This window comes from Chryseobacterium sp. Y16C (genome assembly GCF_022488405.1).
Taxonomy (GTDB): Bacteria; Bacteroidota; Bacteroidia; order Flavobacteriales; family Weeksellaceae; genus Chryseobacterium; species Chryseobacterium geocarposphaerae.
In genome coordinates, this window is record NZ_CP092711.1 from 101707 (window position 1) to 125844 (window position 24138).

Below are 24138 nucleotides of genomic sequence, written 5' to 3' on the forward strand. Positions count from 1 at the left end.
TCTTTAAAATCAATTCAAAATGAAAAAATTCACCTCTGTAAGTGATGTTGAAAACTTACAGGAAATTATAAAAAAAGCTTTACAAATTAAAGAAAATCCTCTTTCGGAAACCGAGAAAGGATACGGGAAAACTATTGGACTTGTATTTTTAAATTCAAGTTTGAGAACCCGTTTAAGTAGCCAGATTGCAGCGCAGAATTTGGGCTTAAATGTGTTAACGTTAAACGCTGCTCAGGAAGCATGGAACTTGGAATTTGCAGATGGTGCCGTAATGAATGGCGATACGGTTGAGCATATTAAAGACGCGATTGAGGTATTGAATCAATATTGTGACATCATTGCGGTTCGTTGTTTTGCAGGAATGAAAAGCAAAGACGATGATGTGAATGAAAGTATTTTAAGCCAGTTCGAGCAACATGCCAAAGTTCCGGTTATTTCTTTAGAATCTGCAACGCGTCACCCTTTGCAAAGTTTGGCAGACTGCATTACAATTACAGAAAACTGGAAAGAAGAGCGTAAGCCGAAAGTGGTTTTAACCTGGGCGCCTCACATCAAACCGATTGCTCATGCAGTAGGAAATTCTTTTGCAGAATGGATGCAAGAAATGGATGTGGATTTTGTCATCGCCAATCCTGAAGGGTATGATTTGGATAAAAAATTCACAAAAGATGTGCAAGTAATCCATGATCAGGATGAAGCGTTGAAAGGTGCAGATTTTATCTATGTGAAGAATTGGTCGTCTTTTGATGAGTATGCAGCAATGCCGGAAGTGAAAGAAAACTGGATGTTAACAAATGAAAAGTTGGAAAATACCAATAATGCAAAAGTAATGCACTGTCTTCCGGTTCGTCGAAATGTAGAGTTGAGCGATGAGGTGATGGATGGTGAAAATTCGATCATTTATCAGCAGGCAAAAAACCGAATTTTCTCGGCTCAGGCGGTTTTCTCTGAAATCTTGGATGAATTGAATTCTAAATAAAATCAAACCTCATAGGTTTCAAAAACCTATGAGGTTTAATAATAAAAATGTATAAAATGAAAGAAAAATTATACATCATAAAAATTGGCGGCGCATTAATTGATGATGAGGAATTATTAGAACAATTCTTAGAGCAGTTTGCCGAAATTCAGGAAAAGAAAATCCTCGTTCATGGAGGCGGAAAACTGGCGACAACTCTGGCTGATAAGCTGGGAATTGAACAGAAGCTGATAAACGGACGGAGAATAACAGATAAAGATACCCTGGATATTGTAGCGATGGTGTATGCAGGAGGAATCAATAAAAATATTGTAGCCAAGCTTCAGCAGAAGAAGTGTAAAGCAATAGGTTTTTCCGGCGCAGATGCTAATTTAATTAAAGCTAAAAAAAGAGAACACGAAGGAATCGATTTCGGATTCGTGGGCGACATTACTGAAAAAAGCGTGAATAAGAAATTGATTTCAAAGTTGCTTAAACTGGAATTGGTTCCTGTGTTTTCAGCGATCACTCACGATAAAAAAGGACATCTTTTCAATACCAATGCAGATACGATTGCTTCGGTAATTGCGCAGGCATTATCAATAAAATATGATGTGGAATTATTGTATTGCTTTGATAAAGATGGTGTTTTGGAAGACGTAAACAATCCGGAATCTACGATCAAAAATATTTCAGAAGAAGAATTTTCAATCTTAAAAGATGAAGGTAAACTTCACAAAGGAATCCTTCCCAAACTGGAAAATGCTCTTGAAGCAGTAAAAAATAATGTAAATAAGGTATTCTTAATCAAAGAAACCGAACTTAAAAACCATATAGAAAACCATCATGAAGGAACTGAAATCTGTTTATAGTAAAGAAGAATTACTGAATAACGCAGTAGAATTGTTGAAAAAACTGATTGAAATTCCGTCATTCAGCAAAGATGAATTTAATACGTCGGTGGAAATTGAAAATTTTTTCAAAAAACATCAGATTCCGACAAAACGATTTAAAAATAATATCTGGGCAGTGAATAAAAATTTTGATGTTTTCAAGCCGTCAATTTTGCTGAATACACATCATGATACCGTAAAACCGAATAAAGCGTATACGTTGGATCCGTTTTTACCGATTGAAAAAGACGGAAAATTATTCGGATTGGGAAGTAACGATGCGGGAGCTTCTTTAGTTTCGATGGCGCAGGTTTTTTTACATTTTTATGATAAAGAAGATTTACAATATAATTTAGTTATTGCTTTGACGGCCGAGGAGGAGATTTCAGGGTTTGACGGGATCGAAGCTTTATTTCCGCAGCTTCCGAATGTAGAGCTTGCTATTGTGGGAGAACCAACGCAGATGAATTTGGCGATTGCGGAAAAAGGACTTTTGGTTATTGACGGGGAAATGAAAGGAACTCCTTCTCATGCTGCTCATCCGAATGATGATAACTCGATTGTAAAATGTATGGAAGATCTTCAAAATATTCTGAACTTCAAATTTCCAAAAGTTTCGGATTATTTGGGTGAGGTAAAGGTAACGCTGTCAGGGATTCACGCCGGAGTTCAGCATAATGTGGTTCCGGAATCTTGTACTTTCACTTTGGATGTACGAGTTACCGATGAATATTCCAATAATGAAGCATTTGAAATCATTCAGTCGCAGATGAAATCAATGTTGACAGCGAGGTCTTTCAGGTTAAATTCTTCAAAAATAGAAATGGATCATCCGTTTGTTCAAGCAGGTTTGGAAATTGGCAGGACAACGTATGGCTCCCCAACTTCATCTGATCAGGCAATCATTCCTTGTACCTCTGTAAAGCTAGGGCCTGGCGACAGTAGGCGCTCTCATACTGCGGATGAATTTATTTTCATCGAAGAAATTGCGGAGGGAATTGAGATCTACATTAAGATTTTAGAGAAAGTTTTATAGGCTGGAAGCGGGATGGCGGATGATGGATGTCTATGAAGTCTGCGAATAACGACTTAGGAAACGGAGGCGTTAAGAAAATTGAAACTTAATCCGTTAAAAAATTCCCACTGTTTGAGCACGAGAGGAATTCTGAACCGAAGAACAAATTTTGAATTCGCGCAGGTTTTAGAATTTTTAGAGAACAGAAATAATTTTTAGCCGGAGTTTCCAAGTCTTGAATTTTTGTTTCTTTTGTTTCAAGACAAAAGAAAATATAAAAAAAATATTCACTTTGTCATTCAGAACGAAACGAAGTGGAGTGAAGAATCTTTTTTAAATATAAAGATAGATTCCTCCTTCGTCGGAATGGCAAAATTGTGTTTAATAGTTAATGAAAAAGAAGATAAAGCAGTTGGTAGTAAACTTCTAACACCCAGCTTCCATCTTCCAACAAAAAAGAATTTTATGAAAAAAATATGGCAAAAAGACGATAATGCCACTAATATATTAGTAAATAACTTTACAGTCGGGAAGGATCTTGACTTTGATGAGCGTTTGGCGAAATATGACGTTAAAGGTTCTATGGCACACTGTAAAATGTTGGCAGAAGTTGGAATTATTTCCACTGAAGAGTCAGAACAGATGTTGTCTGTTTTGGCAGGTATTTTAGAAGATATAGAGAACGGAACTTTTGAAATTGATAAAAATGCGGAAGATATTCATTCGCAGGTGGAATCTATTTTAATTGAAAAATTAGGAGACATTGGAAAAAAAATCCATACGGCAAGATCTCGAAATGATCAGGTTTTATTGGATATAAAATTGTATTTATTAGATGAAATCCGTGAAATTACAGCATTAACAGACGAATTTTTTCAGATATTAATCAAACTGGCAGAACAGCACAAAAATGTTTTGCTTCCGGGATATACCCATTTACAGATTGCAATGCCTTCATCGTTTGGGTTGTGGTTTGGAGCCTATGCAGAAGCATTATTGGATGATGTTGAACTATTGTTTTCGGTTAAAAATATCATTAATAAAAATCCATTAGGTTCTGCAGCTGGTTATGGTTCATCTTTCCCAATTGACCGTGAGAGTACGACGTATAATTTAGGATTTCAGTCGATGAATTATAATTCTGTTTATGCTCAAATGACGCGTGGAAAATCAGAGAAAATGTTATCGATGGCAATGGCAACATTGGCGGGAACATTAGGAAAGTTTGCTTATGACGTTTGTCTGTATTTAAGTCAGAATTTTGATTTTATCCGTTTTCCTAAAGAATTCACAACGGGAAGCAGCATTATGCCCCACAAGAAAAATCCGGATATTTTCGAATTGGTTCGTGCGCGTTGTAACAGAATCCAGGCTTTGCCGAATGAGTTTATTTTATTGACCAATAATCTTCCTTCAGGCTATCACCGGGATATGCAATTGACAAAGGAAATTCTTTTTCCTGCCATTGATTCATTAAAGGAATGTCTGGAGATTTTAAATTATACGTTACCCAATATTCAGGTGAAAGATGGAATTCTTGAAGATGAAAAGTACAAATATCTTTTCAGCGTAGAGAAAATTAATGAAGAAGTGAAAAACGGAAGTTCATTCCGTGATGCTTATATAAAAGTAGGGCAGAAGATCGAAAACAATGAGTTTGATTTTGAAATTGGAAATCTGAATCATACCCATCAGGGAAGTATTGGGAATTTGTGTCTGGATAAGATAGAGTATCAGTTTAATAAACTGAAGAATAAGTTATTGGGTTGATTTATTTTGAACCATTAAGCTTTAATTAAGAAGTTTAGGGCATTAAGTTTTTTAACAATGCCAAATTTTCTCAATTAACTTAACCCCTTGATTAAAGCTTAATAGTTCAATAATTCATTTTCAATCCAAATCAATCTTAAATTTAGTAGACTTTTTCACCTCGTGAAGCACGATAGAACTATGGTACTGCCCGATATTAGGAATATTTGAAATCACATTGACGGCAAATTCATTATAAGAATTGATATCTTTTGCAATGATTTTTAACATATAATCGTATTCACCCGAAAGACTGATGATCTCCTGAACTTCATCGTGCTTGCCAATGTTTTTCTCAAATGTTTCTAAAACTTTCTGAGATTGCTCTTTGAGACGAACATTGCAATACACAACAATATTCAAGCCCAGTTTTTCACGATTCAAAAGACCTACATATTTTTCAATAATTCCGTTTTTCTCCAGCTGTTTGATTCTTTCATACGTCGGAGTAAAGGTAAGACCTATCTTTTCCGAAATTTCTTTCACGGATAAAGTGGAGTCTTCCTGAATTATGCTGAGAATCATTCTGTCTTTTAAATCCATATCATAAAGTTGAGTTCTAACAAAAATAATATTTAAAAATGAAAATAACGAGAGATTACTATTTTTTAATCTAAATCAAATTTTAGTTTTGTCAGTTTGTAAAATTGTTGTATCTTTGCACCTAATGAATAAGACAGTATTTATATCATTAGAATTACCGGGCGATAACGTCCTTTACGATATTTATTTATAGTAAGCGAAGATATTTTCTTCGCTTTTTTTTTGTGAAAAAATTAAGAGAGTATGTTTACAATTACAGAACTAAGCACTGAGAGAATCAATAGTATAGTCACAGATGCATTGGCTTTTGCCAATGGTAAAACGACTAAAATAGAAGGAGAGGTTTTTTGCTCAAATCTTTTCTTTGAAGACAGTACCAGAACAAAAACAAGTTTTGATATTGCTGAAAGAAAATTAGGATTACAGGTTGTTCCTTTCGATGCGTCTCACAGTTCTGTAAACAAAGGGGAAAGCCTTTATGATACGGTAAAAACCATTGAAAGTCTTGGGGTGAATCTTGTGGTAATCAGGGATAAGAAAGACAGATATTTTGATGAATTAAAAAATATAAAAATCCCTGTAATCAACGGAGGAGACGGAACAGGAAACCATCCGTCCCAATGTATGCTGGATTTAATGACAATCTATCAGGAATTTGGAAAATTTGAAGGCTTAAAAGTGGGAATTGTAGGAGATGTAAAACACAGCAGAGTGGCTAACTCAAACGCGGAAGCTTTGAGAAGATTAGGTGCAAAAGTATATTTCTCAGGACCAGAACAATGGTTTGATGAAGGCGCTTTAATCAATGGTACATACTTAAGTGTTGATGAGTTAATTGCTGAGGTTGATGTTTTAATGTTGTTAAGAATTCAACACGAAAGGCATGATGCAAAAATGAGCTTCTCCGCTTCGGAATACCATAGAAAATACGGTCTGACGAAAGAAAGAGAAAAAGCCATGAAAAAAGAAGCCATTATCATGCATCCTGCCCCAATCAACAGGGGAGTGGAGATTGATACAGACCTGGTAGAATGTGAACGCTCAAGAGTATTCAAGCAAATGCAAAACGGTGTTTTCGCAAGAATGGCAATTTTAAAAGAAGCCTTAGAGAAAGAAGGGTATACTTTTAAATAAGAGCCAAGTAAAAAGATAAAAGTAAAAAGAAAAAATGCACTCAAATTCCCCTCCAGAGGAGGGGTGGTAAAAATTCTTGGAATTTTTGGCGGGGTGGTTTAAATAAATAGAAAATAAAATAAAGAGATAAAAGTTTAAAATGAAGAAAAAATTAATACTGGAGTCCGGTGAAGTGTTTCATGGAGAAGGTTTCGGAACAGAATTGGAAACTGCAGGAGAAGTAGTTTTCAATACCGGAATGACAGGGTATCAGGAACTGATTTCTGACCCGTCTTATTGCGGTCAGATTGTGTGTATGACCTATCCATTAATCGGAAACTATGGGATTAATAGAGATGATTATGAGAGTATCGAGCCGGCTATCAAAGGGCTTATCGTAAAAGAACTTTGCGATTTTCCTTCGAATTTCCGTACTCAGATTACTTTAGATGAACTGTTTAAAAAGAAAAACCTTTCAGGAATTTCAGGAATCGATACCAGAAGACTGACAAGAATTCTTCGTAACCACGGAGTTGTGAAAGGGAAAATTGTAAACGCTGATGCTGATGAAAGCACAGTAGTTTCAGAATTAAAATCAACCAATTTCCCAACAAACCAGGTGGAGCAGGTTTCTACAAAAACACCTTACGCAAATCCTGGAAGAGGGTTGAAAGTAGTGTTGGTAGATTTTGGTTCTAAATTAGGAATTATCAGAGAATTGTCTCAAAGAAACTGCGATATCACAGTAGTTTCCCAGGATGTAACAGCTGAAGAAATTTTGCTGATGAATCCAGATGGAGTAATGTTGTCAAACGGTCCTGGAGATCCAGAAGATAACCAACAAGCTCTTGAAATGATTAACGGAATCTTAGGAAAAGTTCCAATTTTCGGAATCTGTTTAGGACACCAATTGATCGGTCTGGCTTGTGGAGCAAAAACTTTCAAATTAAAATTCGGACACAGAGGAGGAAATCACCCTGTATTGGATTTAGAGAAAAACAAAGTGGCAATTACTTCCCAAAACCACGGTTATGCTGTTGACCAGGAAAGCTTGAAAGGAACAGACTTAATTGAAACACACATCGCATTGAACGACAGAACAAACGAAGGTCTGAAACACAAAATTCACCCTTGTTTCTCAGTTCAGTATCACCCGGAAGCAAGTCCAGGCCCGGAAGATGCAAACTACTTATTTGATGAGTTCATTGAATTAATGGAAAACTTCAAAAAGTAAAACACTCAGTTTGTCATTCTGAATGAAGCGAAAGCGCAGTGAAGAATCTAAATAACGAAATATAGATTCCTCGATTCCTCGGAATGACAATGTGTAAAAAATTAAATCTAAATAAAAACAGTGCTAAAAGTCTAACATCTAACTTCTAGCATCTAACATCTAACTTAGAAATGGCAAAACGTACAGATATAAAAACAATTTTAGTAATCGGTTCAGGACCTATCATTATTGGTCAGGCGGCAGAATTTGATTACGCAGGAACGCAGGCTTGTCTGTCTTTGAAGGAAGAAGGCTACAAGGTAATTTTGATCAACTCAAACCCTGCAACGATTATGACGGATGTTGAAATCGCGGATAAAGTATATATCGAGCCGATTTCACTTCAGTTTGTAAGTCATATCATCAGAAAAGAGCGTCCGGATGCGCTTTTACCAACTTTAGGAGGTCAGACTGGTTTGAACATGGCAGTAGAATTGGAAAAATCAGGAATTCTTGAAGAATGTAAAGTTGAAGTTTTGGGAACGAAGCTTTCAGCGATTAACAGAGCGGAAGACAGAGATTTGTTCCGTGAACTGATGAGAGAACTGAATGAGCCGGTTCCGGAATCTGATATCGTAAATACGGTAGAAGGAGCATTAAATTTTGCTGACAATATCGGGTATCCTGTAATTGTTCGTCCGGCTTTTACCATGGGTGGAACAGGAGGTGGTATCGCTTCCAATGAGGTCGAATTGAAAGAAATTGCAGAATTAGGATTAAAACACAGTCCCGTAACTCAGTGTCTGATCGAAAAATCAATCGCAGGTTTCAAAGAAATTGAATATGAAGTAATGCGTGATGCAAACGACAACGCGATTGTGGTTTGTAACATGGAGAATATAGATCCGGTTGGAGTTCACACAGGAGACTCAATCGTTGTGGCGCCTTCTCAAACGCTTTCCGACAGAGAGTATCAGTTGTTGAGAAACGCTTCATTAAAAATCATCAGAGCGTTAGGAATTGAAGGAGGATGTAACGTACAGTTGGCATTAGACCCGCATTCATTCAATTATTATATCATCGAGGTGAACCCGAGAGTTTCCCGTTCATCAGCTTTGGCATCAAAAGCAACAGGATATCCGATTGCTAAGATCGCTGCTAAGATCGCTGTAGGATTAACTCTTGATGAAATCATGAATCCGGTTACAGGAAAAACTTACGCTTGTTTCGAGCCGGCTTTGGATTATGTGGTAACTAAATTCCCGAGATTTCCATTCGATAAATTCGAAACTGCGGACAGAAGATTGTCAACGCAGATGAAAGCGACGGGGGAAGTAATGGCTATCGGAAGAAATTTTGAAGAGTCTTTACAGAAAGCTATCCGTTCTTTAGAAACAGGAATTAAACATCTAGGTTTAAAAACCAAACAGGCTGCAGCTTTAACGGCTGAAGAAATCGAAAGAAGAATCAGAGTTTGTGATGATGAAAGATTGTTCATCATTGGTGATGCTTTAAGAAGAGGATATGACTGGGAACAAATTGTAGAATGGAGTAAAATTGATAAATTCTTCATCTGGAAGTTAAAGAAATTAGTTGATTTCGAAAAGAGAATTGCTGAAAATAAATTCAATAAAGAAACTTTAATCGAAGCCAAAAGACTAGGTTTTGCAGATGTAAATATCGCAGTTCTTTGGGACGTAACGGAGCGTGAAGTTTTCAATTTCAGAAAAGAAAACGGAGTGATGCCGGTTTACAAAATGGTAGACACCTGCGCCGCAGAATTCGAATCTGAAACGCCATATTTCTACGGAACTTACGAAGAAGAAAACGAAAGTGTTGTTTCAGATAAAGAAAAAATCATCGTTTTGGGTTCAGGACCCATCAGAATCGGGCAGGGAGTTGAGTTTGATTATGCTACAGTTCATTCAGTTTGGGCAATCAAAGAAATGGGCTACGAAGCGATCATCATCAACAACAACCCTGAAACAGTTTCTACAGACTTCTCGATTTCAGATAAATTATACTTCGAACCTTTAACGGAAGAAGATGTCATGAACATAATCGAACTTGAAAAACCGAAAGGGGTTGTGGTACAGTTCGGAGGACAGACAGCAATCAACTTAGCTGATAAATTGGCTTCTCACGGAGTTCAGATTTTAGGAACAACTTTAGAAGATTTAGACAGAGCTGAGAACAGAGATAAGTTCGAAAAAGCGCTTCAGGAAATGCAGATTCCACAGCCTTTAGGAAAAACTTCGACTTCAAAAGAAGAGGCGATAAAAATTGCCAACGAAATAGGATATCCGGTATTAGTTCGTCCGAGCTACGTTTTGGGAGGTAGAGCAATGGAAATTGTATACACGGAAACAGAACTGGCGCATTACATGGAAAATGCGGTGGAAGCAAGCCCGGAACACCCGGTTTTGGTTGATAAATACATGGTTGGAAAAGAGGTTGAGATCGACGCAATCTGCGATGGTGAAACAGTAGTAATTCCGGGGATCATGGAGCATATCGAAAGAGCGGGAGTTCACTCCGGAGACTCGATTGCGGTGTATCCTCCACAGAATATTTCACAAAAAGAAATCGAAACTTTAGTTGATTATACAAAGAGATTGGCAAAAGGATTAAACGTCATCGGATTAATGAATATCCAATACGTTCTTTTCGATGGAAATGTATATGTAATCGAGGTTAATCCAAGATCATCAAGAACGGTTCCTTTCTTGTCTAAAATCACGGATGTTCCAATGGCGAACCTGGCTACAAAGGCAATCTTAGGTCAGAAGTTGAAAGATCTAGGTTACGAAAGCGGATTGGTTCCGAATAAAGAAGGAGTATATGTAAAAGTTCCTGTGTTCTCTTTCTCAAAACTAACGAAAGTTGACATCTCTTTAGGCCCTGAAATGAAGTCTACAGGAGAGGTTATGGGTAAAGATACAACACTTGAAAAGGCTCTTTACAAAGGATTGGTTGCGGCAGGAAGAAAAGTTCCGATGCATGGGTCGATCTTATTCACGGTAGCTGATAAGCACAAGCAGGAAGCAGCAGATTTGGCGGCGAGATTCCATGAGGTCGGATTCAGAATCTGGGCAACGGAAGGAACGGCAAAATTCTTCGAAGAAAAAGGAATTCCTTGTAAAATAGGATACAAAATAGGAGAGGAAGACGTAAATCTGATCGATCTGATCCAAAAAGGAAAAGTTCAGTATGTGGTTAATACGACTACAAAAGGAAAACAAGCTGAAAGAGACGGTTTCCAGATCAGAAGAATGAGTGTGGAAAACGGTGTTCCTTGTTTAACATCAATGGATACGGTTGAAGCAATTCTAAAAGTAATCGAAAGCATGAGTTTCAAAATGGAAACGATGTAATCTTCGGATTAAGATATTTTTAAAACCTCGTAAGTTTTCTTGCGAGGTTTTTTGTTTAAAAGAGTTTTGTGGGCTTAAAGAATTCTATAAATTAGTATTTGAAAAAAATTATAAAAGACCATGATTATAAACGAATCAGAATTAAGATATTATTTAACTGATATCGGATTGGGTAAAGGCTCAAGTTCAAGTTATAGAAGTAGGTTAAGTTTTTTATTAAAGAATGGAATAGACATTAATTCAGATACAATAAATGCTGGTAATCTTTTTAATATTTTAAAAATTAAGAAACTTGTATATAAAGATAAAAGTAGCTTAAAAACGGCTTTAGCTACTTACAAAAGATTTTTAGCATCAGAATATAACATATTGCAAGATATAGAGGAAATTAATTCTAAAGAAATATCAAAAACTCAGAAAGAATTATTAATGAAAGCAAGAATAGGACAAGGAAAATTCCGTAAAGATTTGATTGATCTATGGGGTAAATGTTCAGTAAGTCAATTTGAAAAAGTAGAATTCCTTGTTGCATCTCATATTTTGCCTTGGAAAATTGCAACAGATGTAGAAAGATTAAGTAAATACAATGGATTATTGCTTCAGCCAAATATCGATAAGTTATTTGATAAAGGATTTATTTCATTTGATGATGACGGTTCAATAATACTTTCTTATAAAATTGATGAAATCTTATTTTTCCAATTAGGTATAAATAAATCATTTAAACTCTATAAAATACATTATGAAAATATTCCATTTTTGAGACGACATAGAGAAATATTTAAAGAGCTTCTGTTTAAAATGTAAAATATTTAACTAAAATTGTATCAAAATGCTAATAATTTAAGAATTGTCTTAATATGAAATATCGGATTCTGTTAAAATCTGAATGATTATGTTTTCAATATTTTACGACATAGGAAAATGGAGCGTTAAGAAAATTAAAAATTAATCCGTTAAAAAATTCCCACTGTTTGAAGTGCGAGACAAATTTTCAACCGAAGAACAAATCTTGAATTCGCGCAAGTTTTGGGAATTTTAGGATTAAATTTTAATTTTTAGCGGAAGTTTCCAAGTCTTGAATTTTTGGTTCTTTTGTTTCAAGACAAAAGAATTTGATTGAAATCTAAATAGAATATTTTGAGCTCATTTCATTTAGAAAAGTATCAATTTCTGTATGTTGCTCGTAAGATCTTTTTTTGATTTGGCGAAGACTTTCTTTTTGTTCATCAGAAAGTTTAAAATCAGTATTTTCTTCTTCTAAAATTCCTTCTATATAACCTAAGATTCTCTCCAAAATATTTTCTGGAGCGTCTTTAAGAATTTTGTTGATGTTTTTTAATGTAGCAGATTCCATCTTTTTTGTTTTAAACAAATTTATAAATTTCTATTAATTTAAATCTACATACTTCATAATAATTGTAATTTTATCAATCACATAAATGAATAAAAATATGCCAACACAAAATTTCTCCTACACGTTCACTACATCAAAGCCTATTGATGAAATTTTCAATATTTTGAGTGATCCCAAAAAATGGTGGTATGGTTTACACGATGAAATCATTACCGGAAAATCGGAACGGCTCAATGATGTATTTATTTTCGATGCCGGAAACGGAGTACATCATACCGAGCAAAAACTGATAGAAGTTATTCCGGACAAAAAGATTGTTTGGAAAGTTACGGACAGCAATCTGACTTTTGCAAGTAAGACGGATGAATGGACGGGAACTAAAATTGGTTTTGATATTTCTACGAAAGATAATCATACACAGGTTGTATTTACTCATAATGGACTGACTCCCGAATTTGAATGCTATGAAGGCTGTTCAAGTGCCTGGACGCAATATTTGGAAAAGCTGGAAAAAGAGCTGAATTAATTGAATAAAAACCAATCAAAACTATATCCATGAAAGAAATTTTATTATTCTTAGTTGCACCTCTAAGTGTATTTTTTTGTAATACGGCATTTATTAACAACAAAATAAAAGCTTATGAAAGAGTATAAAGTAAGGTCAAAAAATTCGTTAACTTTCGAATTGGTTGAAAATGAAATGCTTATCGGTACGCTAGTGTATAAAAGCTGGTTTAAGTTCAATGCTGACATCGAAACCTTAGGTTCTAAATATCAAATCGAACCCAAAGGCTTTTGGGGAACAACCATTGAACTCAAAGAAGGTGAAAAAATACTTTTAAAATTCAGAATGAACTGGAATGGAGAAATTGTGATTCAGACCTATTTTAATGAAGTAAAAAGCGGATATATTTTTAAGCATAGAGGCATCTTCAAAGAATCATTTGTACTTGCAGATCAAAACGGAACTGAGCTTTTGGTAATGAAGCCCGATTTGAAGTGGAATACAATGAATTATGAATACCACATTGCTGCTTCAGACATTTTCGATACCTTTTCAGAGAAAGAAATATTGCTAATGATTGCTTTGCATTGTGCTAATTATTATATGTCGATGATGACAGCGGGAATGTGAATCGATGTAAATGAATTATTGTTTTTAAATAAACTTGGATTTTAATCAAATATGTTCTGTGGATATTATTAAAACACTACTTGAAGCAGATCTTTTTCAACATAAAAAGATCATTCAGCGGTATCAGTTTCTCAAAGTAAAAGATGAAACAGACACCAATATTTATTTTGTGGAAAAGGGGAGCGTCAGAATCTTTATGATAGACGAAAATGAAGAAAGAATCATCCGTTTTGGATATTCCGGAAATATTATTGTTTCGTTAGATTCATTTTTATCGGGAAAGCCTTCTGATCTTTATATTCAAACCATAAAAAAAACAGAAGTAAGAATAGCTTCAAAGAAAGATTTTTATCAATTTATACATTCTAATGATGGGCATCTTAAACTTTGGATTTCAGTATTAGAAGATTTGGTAGTGCAACAACTTGAAAGAGAAAAAGACCTGCTCATTAACTCTCCTCAGGAACGATTTGAAAGAGTGTTGAAAAGGAGTCCGAAGCTTTTTCAGGAAATTCCACAAAAATATATTGCAAATTATCTTAGAATGTCTCCCGAAACTTTATCAAGACTCAAAAAATCTTGAGTTCAGTCAATATTTAACAGAGCATTAAAAGAGAAATTTGTACAAAAAATAATAATGAAAATCTCTTCCTATCAATTAATTGTTGATTTAAAAAATATCACACAGGAAAACCTTCAGTCTGCAGAAAACCTATTACAGAAATCAGATCATGAACTTAATTGTCGAATGTCGCAAGAAAGCTGGAGTACTTTAGAATGTTTTGAACATCTTAATCGGTATGGGAATTTCTATATTCCTGAGATCAATCAAAGGATTTTATCTTCCCAAACTTCTTCCAAGCAAATATTTACATCCGGAATTTTAGGAAATTATTTTGCTAAAAGCATGCTTCCCAATGAAAAAGTAAATAAAATGAAGACTTTTAACAGCATGAATCCTATTCATAGCCAATTAAATAAAAATGTTATTATTGAATTTATCAAACAGCAGGAACAGATGTTAGAGCTATTGGAAAATGCTAAAAATATAGATTTAAATAAAACAAAAACCGCTATCAGCATTTCATCGTTAATTAAACTGAAGCTAGGAGATACATTCAGATTTGTAATTTATCATAATCTAAGACATGTTCAGCAGGCGAAAAGAGTTTTGACTAATTTATAATGCTTAGATTTCCGGATTTTGTTTAACTTTAATTCAATGGAAATGATATATCGAAAAACCATAGAAACTCCGCTTGGAGCAATGTTTGCCTGTGCTGTTGAAGAAGGAATATGTCTGCTGGAATTCACAGACAGGAAAAATATGGAAAAGCAATTCAAATCTCTGTCTAAAACTTTAAACGCTGAATTTGTTGAAAAAGATCATGAGCATTTTCATCAACTGGAAAGAGAACTGACAGAATACTTTGAAGGAAAAAGAGAACGATTCGAAACCTCTTTATTCATTACAGGAACCGATTTTCAAAAGAAAGTCTGGCAATTACTGACAGAGATTCCAATGGGAATAACAAGAACCTATAAACAGCAGTCGGAATTTCTGGGAAATTTAAAGGCAATTCGGGCAGTTGGAACGGCAAACGGGATGAATAAAATTGCCATTCTGATTCCCTGTCATCGTGTCATTGGCTCTAATGGTGAATTGGTCGGCTATGCAGGAGGAATCTGGAGAAAACAAAAATTATTGGAACTGGAGAAGGCTATTTTGTTTTGATTTTGTAATTTTAAACAAAAATTTACACGTGAAAAAGTTACTATTTGCACTTTGCATATCAACATCAGTTTTCAGTTTTGCTCAGGATTATTCAGTACCGGCTGTAAGTCCGCGTCAGAAGGTAGAGCAGCAGTTTTCAATGTCTAAAATCACTATCGATTACGGAAGACCGGGAGTGAAAGGACGTAAGATTTTTGGAGATTTGGTTCCTTACGGTCAGGTTTGGAGAGCAGGAGCGAACTCATCAACAAAAATTACTTTCGGCCAGTCGGTAAGCTTCGGAGGAAAAGTGGTTCCTGCCGGAACATATGGATTATTTATCGTTCCGACAGAAAAAGAATGGAAGGTTATCTTAAACAAAGATTTTCAGCAGTGGGGAGCTTATACGTATGATCCAAAACAGGATGTGGTAGATGTTACTGTTCCGGTGAATAAACTTGCCGATAAGCAGGAGTGGTTTGAAATTACTTTAAATCCTGTCGATGAAAATACAGGTAATTTAGTGATTAAGTGGGACACTTCCGTGGCTGAAGTAAGCTTAAAACCTTCAAAATTGGATGCAGTTATTAAGATTTCGGACAAATTGAAAGAAATTAAAAAAATTGAGTCTGATGCTGCAAAAGCTAAAAGTTAAAATGGCTTAATCTAAACTCAACAGATACAGATGAAATTTTCTATACAAACCATTTTAGAAAATCAGGAATATCAATTAATCCCCTTACAGCAAGGGGATTTTGAGTCTTTATATAAAGTGGCTTCAGATCCTGAAGTCTGGAAACAACACCCTAACAAGGATCGTTATCAACGTGAAGTTTTCGAAAACTTTTTTAAAGGAGCCATAGAAAGTAAAGGAGCTTTTAAAATTATTGAAAAATCAACCGGAGATGTTTTAGGAAGCACACGGTTTTATGATTTTGATGAAAGCAAGAACAGTATTTTCATTGGCTATACCTTTTATGGAACCAAATCCTGGGGAAAAGGAATTAATCCCCAGATAAAAAAATTGATGCTAGACTATATCTTTCAGTTTGTGGATATTGTTTATTTCCATATCGGAAAAGAAAATTTCCGTTCACAAATTGCATTGGAACGACTTGGTGGACAAAAAATTTCGGAACAGGAAGTTGCCTATTTCGGAGAACCGGCTAGAACTAATTTTGTTTATGAAATCAAAAAAGAAACTGGATATGAAAAAATATAAAATTCAGCAATCTCCGTTTGTAGTTCCTACAAAAGACGGAAAGTTAATAGAAGAACATTGGGGGCACTCAACACAGAACCCTAATATTTCAATTGCTCATATGGTAGCGCCTCCAGATTGGAGCGAACCACATCAGATTCCTGAATTTGATGAATTTACCATCATTGTTTCAGGAAAAAAACAGTTTGAAATCGACGGAGAAATTGTAGTTCTTGAAAAAGGACAGAGTATTTTGGTTGAAAAAGGAGCGAGGGTTCGGTACAGCAACCCATTTCCTGAGTCTTGCGAATATATTTCCATTTGCCTTCCTGCATTCTCTATGGAATTGGTGAACAGGGAAGAAGAAGGTGTTGATTAATTATGGCAACATAAATTTTGTGCAAAGTAGTCCTTTGTCATTCTGAAAGCAGCGAAGCGAATTGAAGAATCCGTCTTAATTACCTTAATTCCTTAATGGTTAAAATAAATAAAGTAAAGATTCTTCCTTTCGTCAGAATGACAAAGAGACTATCATTTTTAGTTATTTCAAAATCTCTTTCAAAAATATCAACGTATGATTCCAGGCTCTTTTTGCCATGATTTCATTATAATCCGGTGATTTTGGGTCTGTAAAAGTATGTTTTGAGTGGGCATAGGTGATGATCTGCCAATCCGCATTTCCTTCATTCATTTCTTTGATCAGATTGTTGTAATCTTCAGGCGTTACGCTTTTATCATCTGCCGGGTTTTCAACCAGAATTTTAGCAGAAATGGGGCCGTTCTTTCTTGCCTGATCTTTCCCGATACTTCCATGGATGGAAACAACGCCTACAACAGGCAGGCTTCCTCTTGCGGATTCAAGGGCTCCGGTTCCCCCGAAACAATATCCTATCACTGCAATTTTATCCGGAATTGCCCCGTTTTTTTTCAATTGTTCCAAAGCCAGGGTTATTCTTTTCTGGTAAGCCTCATAGTTTTGCTTGTAATATCCTGCAGCTTTACCTGCTGCAGCGTTGTCAGCAGGAATATTCCCTTCCCCATAAATGTCCGCAATAAAAGCAATATATCCTTGTTTTTCAAGTTCTGCGGCAGCTGTTTTTGCTTCATCGTCAATGCCTTTCCAGGCCGGAAGAACCAAGACTCCCGGAAGTTTTTTACCTGCGTTGGAAGTTACCAGACCGTTCAGCTTTTGTGAACCGTCCTGATAAGCAACCGGTTTAAGATTTTGACTGAAAATGGTCCCTGAAACAATGAGCAATGCTGCGGATAAGATTGATCGTACCATATTTTGTAATTTTAGTAATGAGAGTGGAGTGTAATGACAAGAAGATCTTTGAATTATAATAAAAATCCTCATCTAAATTAATAAAAATAACTCATAATGAAGATGATATTCAGATTAAAACTGAATGCCTAAATCGATCAATTCTTTTTCTAAATTGGTCTCAGGAGTAATATGAACCGTTTCAAAACCTAATGACCGTGCTGTTTCAATATTTTTAAGACTGTCATCAATAAAGACAGATTCCTGAGGCTTAAGGTGATATCTTTCTAACAAAACATACCAGATTTTAGGATCAGGTTTAATTAATTTCTCAGTTCCCGAAACCACGATCTTTCCGTCAAATAATTGAAAAAAATCATAATTTTCCAGAGCATAGGGAAATGTTTCTTCAGACCAGTTGGTTAATCCAAATAAATGATAATGGGTTTTTGCAAGCTTTCTCAACACTTCCACATTCTGGGGAATATCGCTTTTCAGCATGGTGGTCCAGTTATCATAATATGCTCTGATTTCCTTTTCCCAATCCGGAAACTTTTTTACCTGGACTTCTGTTCCTTCCGAAAGTGTTCTCCCTCTGTCTTGTTCTTCATTCCATGCAGACTGGGCAACATTTTCCAAGAAATACTCCATTTTTTCATCATCATTAAAATAATCTTTGAAAAAATACCGGGGATTCCAGTCCATCAAGACACCTCCAAAGTCAAATATGATGTTTTTTATTTCCATAGTAAATTCTGAATATTAGAAAAGTTTATTCAGGTCTATAAAATTGATATTGTTCATTTTCGTAGTAGGCATTGATGTGCTGTAAACCATTGGTTAAAATGATTTCTCTGGCTCCGATAATGGAGTTGTATCTTGCCGTCTGTTCAAATGTTTTTTCGGTTAATTTAATATGCGGAGCTTTACATTCCACCAAAATTACAGGCTCTGTTTTTTCGGTGATTAACAGATCAACTCTTTTCGTTAATCCGTTCAGAACAATTTTTTTTTCAGTAATTAAAGCTGAGGTTGAATAAGATTTTACCGTAAGATAATAATGAATCCAGTGCTGACGAACCCATTCTTCGGGAGTGAGCAAAAGATAGGCCTTTCGAACCAAATCATAAATAAAAAACTTATCTTTGTCTTTCTTGAATTTAAAATCAAAAGTTTCCTGAAAATTCAGTTTTGGAAGTTCCATTTATAAGATGAAAGAATTAGATTTAATCCTCAAAAATATTAAAAATAAAGAAGTTTTACCTATTTATTTTTTCCACGGAGAAGAACCTTACTTTATAGATCTTGCGGTAAAAGCCTTAGAACATGACTTTTTGAATGAAGATGAAAAAGCATTCAACCAAACAGTGGTATACGGAAAAGATACCTCTTATCAGGAAGTTCTTTCGCTGGCAAGGCAGTTTCCGATGATGGGAGACAAGCAGGTAATTATTGTAAAAGAAGCGCAGGATTTAAAATTAAATGAGGAGGAAAACAGGATTTTGGAAGCTTATGTAGTGAATCCTGTTCCATCTACCGTGCTGGTTTTTGCTCATAAACATAAAAAATTAGACAGCAGAAAAAAAGTAACGAAAGCGTTGGATAAAGCCAATGCATTATTTTTAAGTGAGTCCATCAGAGAAAATAACCTTCCGAAATGGATTGCTGATGAATGTATTGCTTTAGGCATAAAAACCGCGCCCAACATCTCTCATCTTTTGGCAGAATATCTAGGAAATGACCTTTCCAGAATAGCCAATGAACTGAATAAACTTAAAATCATTCTTAAAGAAGGGGAAGTACTGGACGGAAAGATCATTGAAGACCACATCGGAATCAGCAAGGAATATAATGTTTTTGAACTTCAAAAAGCTCTGGGAACAAAAAATGCCAATGCTGCGTTCAAAATTGCTCATTTTATGGGAAAAAATCCTAAGAACAATCCTTTTGTGATGATGCTGGCTAGTCTATATAATTATTTCTCTAATGTCATTATTTACAATACAATGGCGGGTCAATCACCACAGGCAATTGCCTCTCAAATGGGAGTAAACCCGTATTTCATCAAAGACTATGCAGAATCGGCAAGATTATATCCTTTAAAGCATGCTACAAGAGTGATCTCTATTTTAAGGGAATTCGATATGAAAGGAAAAGGATTGGGAGCAGTCAATATGAGTGAAGCGGAACTTATTAAAGAGCTGGTTTACAAAATTATAAATGTTGATAAGATTAAGATGAAAGTATGATATAGTGAATGGGTGAATTGTCAATTCATTGTATTGCCAATTTTTACGTTATAAAATTCACAATTGCCCATTGACTTCTTGACTGATTTATTGAGATTTCACATATTAGATATTGACAACTATCATTAAAATAACTTTAAATTAACAGTAAAAATCACGAAATTAGCGCACGTTAATTTTATAATCTTTTGAAAAGCAAATTATGGAGCAAAACATTTTAGATTGTGTGATCGTTGGATCTGGACCTTCTGGTTTCACAGCGGCAATTTATGCAGCAAGAGCAGACCTTAAACCTGAATTGTATACAGGTCTGGAACCGGGCGGACAATTGACAACAACCACGGAAGTAGATAACTTCCCGGGTTACCCAGCGGGAATTACAGGTCCTGAAATGATGATGGATTTGCAAAAACAGGCAGAAAGATTCGACACAAAAGTTCATTACGAGATGATCACCAAAGTTGAATTTTCTAAAGAAGTAGGAGGTATTCATAAGTTATATGCAGGAAATAAAGAGATTTTTGCAAGAACAGTGATTATTTCTACGGGAGCTACTGCAAAATATTTAGGGCTGGATGACGAAAAAAAATATAATGGAGGAGGAGTTTCTGCATGCGCAACATGTGACGGATTTTTCTACAGAGGAAAAGATGTTGTAGTAGTTGGAGCAGGAGATACGGCAGCTGAAGAAGCAACTTATCTTGCTAAATTGGTAAACAAAGTAACCATGTTGGTGAGAAAAGATGAGTTCAGAGCTTCAAAAGCAATGATTCACAGAGTTCAGAATACGCCTAATATTGAGGTGAAATTCCACCATGAGTTAATTGGTATTGAAGGAGAAAATAATCTGGTGGAAAGAGCAGTGGTGATTAATAACCAGACTCAGGAAAAATCGACCATCGATGTTCACGGAATTTTTATTGCAATTGGTCACAAACCCAATACAGACATTTTCGTGGGGCAAATCAATTTAGATGAAAACGGATATATTGATACTGAAAAAGGTTCTTCAAGAACAAACCTTCCTGGTGTTTTTGCTGCGGGAGATGTTCAGGATCATATCTACAGACAAGCGATTACCGCAGCAGGAAGCGGTTGTATGGCTGCAATGGATGCTGAAAAGTATCTGGCAGAATTACATTAATAACAAATTAGTTTTTACAACATAAAAAACGCATCTTTCGGGATGCGTTTTTATTTTAGAGTCTTGTTTTCTTCTCTATCCCATGGTTTATAAAAATAATCAGTTTGATTTATAGTTTATTATTAATTTTTGTTAAAATTTATATGGAAAATATTTTGAGGGAATTAAAAAACATTCTATATTTGCACCACTGAAAACGACGATATAATCGGAGTTTATGGAGAGTTGGCAGAGTGGTCGATTGCGGCAGTCTTGAAAACTGTTGACTGTAACAGGTCCGGGGGTTCGAATCCCTCACTCTCCGCTTAGGGAGACGTTATTTTTTTAACGTCTCCTTTTTTGTGTTTTTATGTTTATTGATTTTCAGCGTGTTACATTGTTTTAACGTATGTGGGAAAGTGTTCGAGTTTCTCCAATGTTTTTTAACAAAAATACATTTGTCTTGAATTTTTGTATAATTCATTATTTTGTGTTCAATATTCCTTTAACTAATCAATCTCGCAATTCAAGATTAGTATCCTTTTTTAAAAGATGTGGCTAACATATATGGGAAATCTAAGATGAAGGCTTTCTCTTTATCTATTGATTATCAATATTTTTAGTTGCTTTAACAGTAATTATTCCACAATAAATAGGATTATATAATAATCTGAAGAGACTGAGAAATTAGGCTGATGCTAGTAAGGATACAAGGAAAAATTGTACTTACCGTTGAATAATTTGGATATGAATGAATAATATTTTGATAAAAATACTACATGTTGTGATTATAATCATAAAAACAATATAAATATTTCATTATGCAACTAAAAATGAAGTTTATTTTGGCAAAAAAATTGTTTTATAAGGATTGTTGTATTCAAACACTTTACTTATTACTATGAACTCTTTTAACCTTACATTAAATAGAATTGCTCCAAAACTTCTTAGAATGGAAGAAGTTGTTTCAAATGCAGATAATGATCTCTCTGATTCATTGGAAGAGGTTTTTTTCCAAATTCCGCAACCCGGAAATTTTATATAGTGCACTCGCCAAGAACAGCTAATACCATTATAATTTGGATGAGTGTACTTAGTAATATCTACTTTTCTTAATTTGAAGATGAAGTGCTTGTATTATCAATATTGCTGATGGGGCGGATAATATATATTAATATGGAGAAAAGGATCAATTATTTCATTCACAAGATTGATAGCATTAAGCAAAGTTCAAAACAATAAGTACAAGGATTGTTAAATAAGGTCGATAGACTGTAGAAAAAATAATTGAACAAATAATCCATCTTAAAGACGGGTTACTCATAAAAGATTAAAAATCAAATACAAAATATATATTAATAGTAAAAATGTAAAATTATGGCAACAACTACAAAAAGCACAGCAAAAAAAACTACGTCTAGAAAAACGCCAGCTAAAAGAGATGCCGCAAAAAAATTAAAAGATCTTTTTGAGGATGGTCTTAAAGATATCTATTGGGCTGAAAAAGCACTTGTAAAATCTTTATCCAAGATGCAGAAAAATGCGACTAATGAAAAGTTGAAAAATGCGATCGCTCAGCATTTGATTGAAACTGAAGAACACGTAAGTCGATTGGAGGAATGTTTTGAATCTATGGGCAAAAAAGCACAAGCAAAAAAATGCGATGCAATGCAGGGCTTATTGGATGAGGCGGAAAGTATTATAAAAGAGACAGAACCCGGAACAGTAAGAGATGCAGGGATTATTGCAGCTTCACAAAAGGTTGAACATTACGAAATTGCAACATATGGAACATTAGCTGCTTTTGCAAAGATACTGGACGAAAAAACATCCCTAAAAAATCTCCTCGCAACATTAAAAGAAGAAAAACAATGTGACGAATCTTTAACTAAACTAGCAGATACGAATTTGAATTCTAAAGCGAAGTAACATTAAACTTTTCAAATTCAGATTATAAAACTTTAAATACTCACACTATGAAAATACACGAACTTAGACTTCATAATTTAATTCAATATAAAGAAGAAGTTGTACCCATTACTGGACTCGATTTAGATCATAAAAATAGCCTTGTACATGTTAGAAGAGGAATTTCTAAAATTCCGGTTCATTCAGAGGATTTAAAACCTATTTTACTTACTAGTGAGTGGCTTACCAAGTTTGGCTTTAAAGAAAGTTACAGATCAGATTTTAGAATCCGTTATGATTTACCCAACTTTGGAAAATATGATTTTGACCTTTCGAAGGAAAAAATATTAGAGGGATTTTTATACTTTGGAAATTATATTCAGTGTATATATCTTCATCAATTGCAGAATCTCTATTTTGTGCTTACAGGAAGAGAATTGGTTGAAGTAGAAAGCAATTAATTGTTCTCGCAATTTTAAGAGTGCAATTAGAGCGTATTTTTTTATTTCATATACAAACAAAAAGGCTATTAGGTTGTTCTAATAGTCTTTTTATATAAATGCAAAGAGTAATGATCTCAAGTATTTGTTTTTCTATTTCATGTTGATTTTCCATTTACCAAAGATAAGTAGAAACATATAAGTGATATTTGTAATCTAGAGATAGATAACTAAAATTTCTTTAAATTCTTAATTAGCTTATAATTTGGTAGTTAATATTGTATCATTACAATAATGGAAAATTTTAAAAACAATACAATTATGTGGCAATATTATTTAATCCTGGGATTAGGAGTGGTATTTCTTGTATGGGCAGTTTACAGTTTCCGTAATACAATGACATTTCTTAATAATGGTTATAAAGCTACAGCAACAGTAATCGATTTTCACAAGTATGAATCCGACGGTGAAGCGTTTGCGCCAATCTTCACTTTTCGGACAAAAGATAACCAATTAATTACATACGAGTTAGCAGAAGGAAATGATCCTCCAGCTTGGAAAATAGGAGAAACAGCCACTGTTATCTATGATCCTTCCGATCCTTCCAAAGTAAGCTTATATAGCTACTTTAGGGTATTTATTTGGACATTGGTTTTGCTATCGATTTCTCTTCCACTACTAGTAATTGGTGGCGGTTACTTTATAGCTGCAAGATTTCTCCTTTGACAGTTGTAAATGAAAAAAACATACTACTTCATTAGAATAAATGAGGTGTATTTTTTTGATCCATTGTTTAATCCAGCTAATATTAGTAATAACAGTATTGTCT

27 protein-coding genes and 1 tRNA gene are annotated in these 24138 nt (G+C 34.7%); 23 read left to right on the forward strand and 5 right to left on the reverse strand.

From position 1 onward, the window contains the following. The first annotated feature begins 19 nt into the window (after window positions 1-19). The 4 genes from MKS83_RS00415 to argH all read left to right on the forward strand — a co-directional run bounded on the left by MKS83_RS00415 (window position 20) and on the right by argH (window position 4636). Window positions 20-979, forward strand: a complete 960-nt coding sequence (locus tag MKS83_RS00415) for an N-acetylornithine carbamoyltransferase (protein ID WP_240581474.1) — start codon at window positions 20-22, stop codon at window positions 977-979. 56 nt (window positions 980-1035) lie between these two features. Next, window positions 1036-1830, forward strand: a complete 795-nt coding sequence (argB, locus tag MKS83_RS00420; protein WP_240581475.1) for an acetylglutamate kinase — start codon at window positions 1036-1038, stop codon at window positions 1828-1830. Beyond that, the gene (locus MKS83_RS00425; RefSeq protein WP_240581476.1) at window positions 1805-2887 is read left to right on the forward strand and encodes a M20 family metallo-hydrolase; all 1083 of its coding nucleotides are present in this window, start codon (window positions 1805-1807) and stop codon (window positions 2885-2887) included. The genes argB and MKS83_RS00425 overlap by 26 nt, the downstream gene beginning before the upstream one ends. A 444-nt stretch (window positions 2888-3331) precedes the next feature. After that, window positions 3332-4636 carry an argininosuccinate lyase gene (argH, locus tag MKS83_RS00430; RefSeq protein ID WP_240581477.1) on the forward strand — a complete coding sequence of 435 codons (1305 nt, stop codon included), beginning with the start codon at window positions 3332-3334 and terminating at the stop codon, window positions 4634-4636. Between the two features lie 120 nt (window positions 4637-4756). Here argH and MKS83_RS00435 read toward each other — a convergent pair whose 3' ends face one another. After that, on the reverse strand, window positions 4757-5218 hold the full coding sequence (locus MKS83_RS00435; RefSeq protein WP_039365735.1) for an Lrp/AsnC family transcriptional regulator: 462 nt from the start codon (window positions 5216-5218) through the stop codon (window positions 4757-4759). A gap of 243 nt (window positions 5219-5461) precedes the next feature. Here MKS83_RS00435 and MKS83_RS00440 point away from each other — a divergent pair, with 243 nt between their 5' ends. The 4 genes from MKS83_RS00440 to MKS83_RS00455 all read left to right on the forward strand — a co-directional run bounded on the left by MKS83_RS00440 (window position 5462) and on the right by MKS83_RS00455 (window position 11725). Then, window positions 5462-6352 carry an aspartate carbamoyltransferase catalytic subunit gene (locus MKS83_RS00440; protein WP_240581478.1) on the forward strand — a complete coding sequence of 297 codons (891 nt, stop codon included), beginning with the start codon at window positions 5462-5464 and terminating at the stop codon, window positions 6350-6352. 139 nt (window positions 6353-6491) lie between these two features. Continuing rightward, window positions 6492-7565: a carbamoyl phosphate synthase small subunit gene (locus MKS83_RS00445; protein ID WP_240581479.1), complete on the forward strand. Its 1074-nt coding sequence runs from the start codon at window positions 6492-6494 to the stop codon at window positions 7563-7565. Window positions 7566-7735: 170 nt separating this feature from the next. Further along, the gene (gene carB / locus MKS83_RS00450) at window positions 7736-10918 is read left to right on the forward strand and encodes a carbamoyl-phosphate synthase large subunit (RefSeq protein ID WP_240581480.1); all 3183 of its coding nucleotides are present in this window, start codon (window positions 7736-7738) and stop codon (window positions 10916-10918) included. Between the two features lie 120 nt (window positions 10919-11038). Further along, entirely contained in the window at window positions 11039-11725 is a 687-nt protein-coding gene (locus MKS83_RS00455; RefSeq protein WP_240581481.1) for an HNH endonuclease, read from the forward strand. A 319-nt stretch (window positions 11726-12044) separates the two neighbouring features. Here the strand turns inward: MKS83_RS00455 and MKS83_RS00460 are convergent, their stop codons facing one another. Beyond that, a complete protein-coding gene (locus MKS83_RS00460) occupies window positions 12045-12275 on the reverse strand; it encodes a hypothetical protein (RefSeq protein WP_240581482.1) in 231 nt (76 codons plus the stop codon). Window positions 12276-12372: 97 nt separating this feature from the next. Here MKS83_RS00460 and MKS83_RS00465 point away from each other — a divergent pair, with 97 nt between their 5' ends. The 8 genes from MKS83_RS00465 to MKS83_RS00500 all read left to right on the forward strand — a co-directional run bounded on the left by MKS83_RS00465 (window position 12373) and on the right by MKS83_RS00500 (window position 16704). Then, window positions 12373-12801, forward strand: coding sequence for an SRPBCC family protein (locus MKS83_RS00465; RefSeq protein WP_240581483.1), 429 nt, complete (start codon window positions 12373-12375; stop codon window positions 12799-12801). Window positions 12802-12915: 114 nt separating this feature from the next. After that, a complete protein-coding gene (locus tag MKS83_RS00470; RefSeq protein ID WP_240581484.1) occupies window positions 12916-13410 on the forward strand; it encodes a hypothetical protein in 495 nt (164 codons plus the stop codon). A 58-nt stretch (window positions 13411-13468) separates the two neighbouring features. After that, window positions 13469-13993 (forward strand): Crp/Fnr family transcriptional regulator, encoded by a 525-nt coding sequence (locus tag MKS83_RS00475; protein WP_240581485.1) that lies wholly within the window; start codon window positions 13469-13471, stop codon window positions 13991-13993. Between the two features lie 54 nt (window positions 13994-14047). Beyond that, entirely contained in the window at window positions 14048-14596 is a 549-nt protein-coding gene (locus MKS83_RS00480; protein WP_240581486.1) for a DinB family protein, read from the forward strand. Between the two features lie 36 nt (window positions 14597-14632). Then, window positions 14633-15145, forward strand: coding sequence for a methylated-DNA--[protein]-cysteine S-methyltransferase (locus MKS83_RS00485; RefSeq protein ID WP_240581487.1), 513 nt, complete (start codon window positions 14633-14635; stop codon window positions 15143-15145). Between the two features lie 28 nt (window positions 15146-15173). Further along, complete coding sequence (locus MKS83_RS00490; RefSeq protein ID WP_240581488.1) at window positions 15174-15779, forward strand: DUF2911 domain-containing protein; 606 nt, start codon at window positions 15174-15176, stop codon at window positions 15777-15779. A gap of 30 nt (window positions 15780-15809) precedes the next feature. After that, on the forward strand, window positions 15810-16346 hold the full coding sequence (locus MKS83_RS00495; RefSeq protein WP_240581489.1) for a GNAT family N-acetyltransferase: 537 nt from the start codon (window positions 15810-15812) through the stop codon (window positions 16344-16346). After that, window positions 16333-16704 (forward strand): cupin domain-containing protein, encoded by a 372-nt coding sequence (locus MKS83_RS00500; protein WP_240581490.1) that lies wholly within the window; start codon window positions 16333-16335, stop codon window positions 16702-16704. The genes MKS83_RS00495 and MKS83_RS00500 overlap by 14 nt, the downstream gene beginning before the upstream one ends. A 162-nt stretch (window positions 16705-16866) precedes the next feature. Here the strand turns inward: MKS83_RS00500 and MKS83_RS00505 are convergent, their stop codons facing one another. The 3 genes from MKS83_RS00505 to MKS83_RS00515 form a co-directional block, all read right to left on the reverse strand. Beyond that, window positions 16867-17610, reverse strand: coding sequence for a dienelactone hydrolase family protein (locus tag MKS83_RS00505; RefSeq protein ID WP_240581491.1), 744 nt, complete (start codon window positions 17608-17610; stop codon window positions 16867-16869). Window positions 17611-17724: 114 nt separating this feature from the next. After that, window positions 17725-18336, reverse strand: a complete 612-nt coding sequence (locus MKS83_RS00510) for an HAD family hydrolase (RefSeq protein WP_240581492.1) — start codon at window positions 18334-18336, stop codon at window positions 17725-17727. A gap of 25 nt (window positions 18337-18361) precedes the next feature. Then, a complete protein-coding gene (locus MKS83_RS00515) occupies window positions 18362-18793 on the reverse strand; it encodes a type I restriction enzyme HsdR N-terminal domain-containing protein (RefSeq protein ID WP_240581493.1) in 432 nt (143 codons plus the stop codon). A 7-nt stretch (window positions 18794-18800) separates the two neighbouring features. Between MKS83_RS00515 and holA the strand changes: the two genes are divergently transcribed. The 7 genes from holA to MKS83_RS00550 all read left to right on the forward strand — a co-directional run bounded on the left by holA (window position 18801) and on the right by MKS83_RS00550 (window position 24035). Beyond that, window positions 18801-19838: a DNA polymerase III subunit delta gene (gene holA / locus MKS83_RS00520; RefSeq protein WP_240581494.1), complete on the forward strand. Its 1038-nt coding sequence runs from the start codon at window positions 18801-18803 to the stop codon at window positions 19836-19838. Window positions 19839-20040: 202 nt separating this feature from the next. After that, on the forward strand, window positions 20041-20982 hold the full coding sequence (gene trxB, locus MKS83_RS00525; protein WP_240581495.1) for a thioredoxin-disulfide reductase: 942 nt from the start codon (window positions 20041-20043) through the stop codon (window positions 20980-20982). Between the two features lie 219 nt (window positions 20983-21201). After that, window positions 21202-21286 (forward strand) — tRNA-Ser (locus tag MKS83_RS00530). Window positions 21287-21862: 576 nt separating this feature from the next. Next, entirely contained in the window at window positions 21863-22006 is a 144-nt protein-coding gene (locus MKS83_RS00535; RefSeq protein ID WP_240581496.1) for a hypothetical protein, read from the forward strand. Window positions 22007-22338: 332 nt separating this feature from the next. After that, the gene (locus tag MKS83_RS00540; protein WP_240581497.1) at window positions 22339-22890 is read left to right on the forward strand and encodes a ferritin-like domain-containing protein; all 552 of its coding nucleotides are present in this window, start codon (window positions 22339-22341) and stop codon (window positions 22888-22890) included. Between the two features lie 47 nt (window positions 22891-22937). After that, complete coding sequence (locus tag MKS83_RS00545; RefSeq protein ID WP_240581498.1) at window positions 22938-23330, forward strand: hypothetical protein; 393 nt, start codon at window positions 22938-22940, stop codon at window positions 23328-23330. Window positions 23331-23630: 300 nt separating this feature from the next. Continuing rightward, complete coding sequence (locus MKS83_RS00550) at window positions 23631-24035, forward strand: DUF3592 domain-containing protein (protein ID WP_240581499.1); 405 nt, start codon at window positions 23631-23633, stop codon at window positions 24033-24035. Window positions 24036-24138 lie beyond the last annotated feature (103 nt).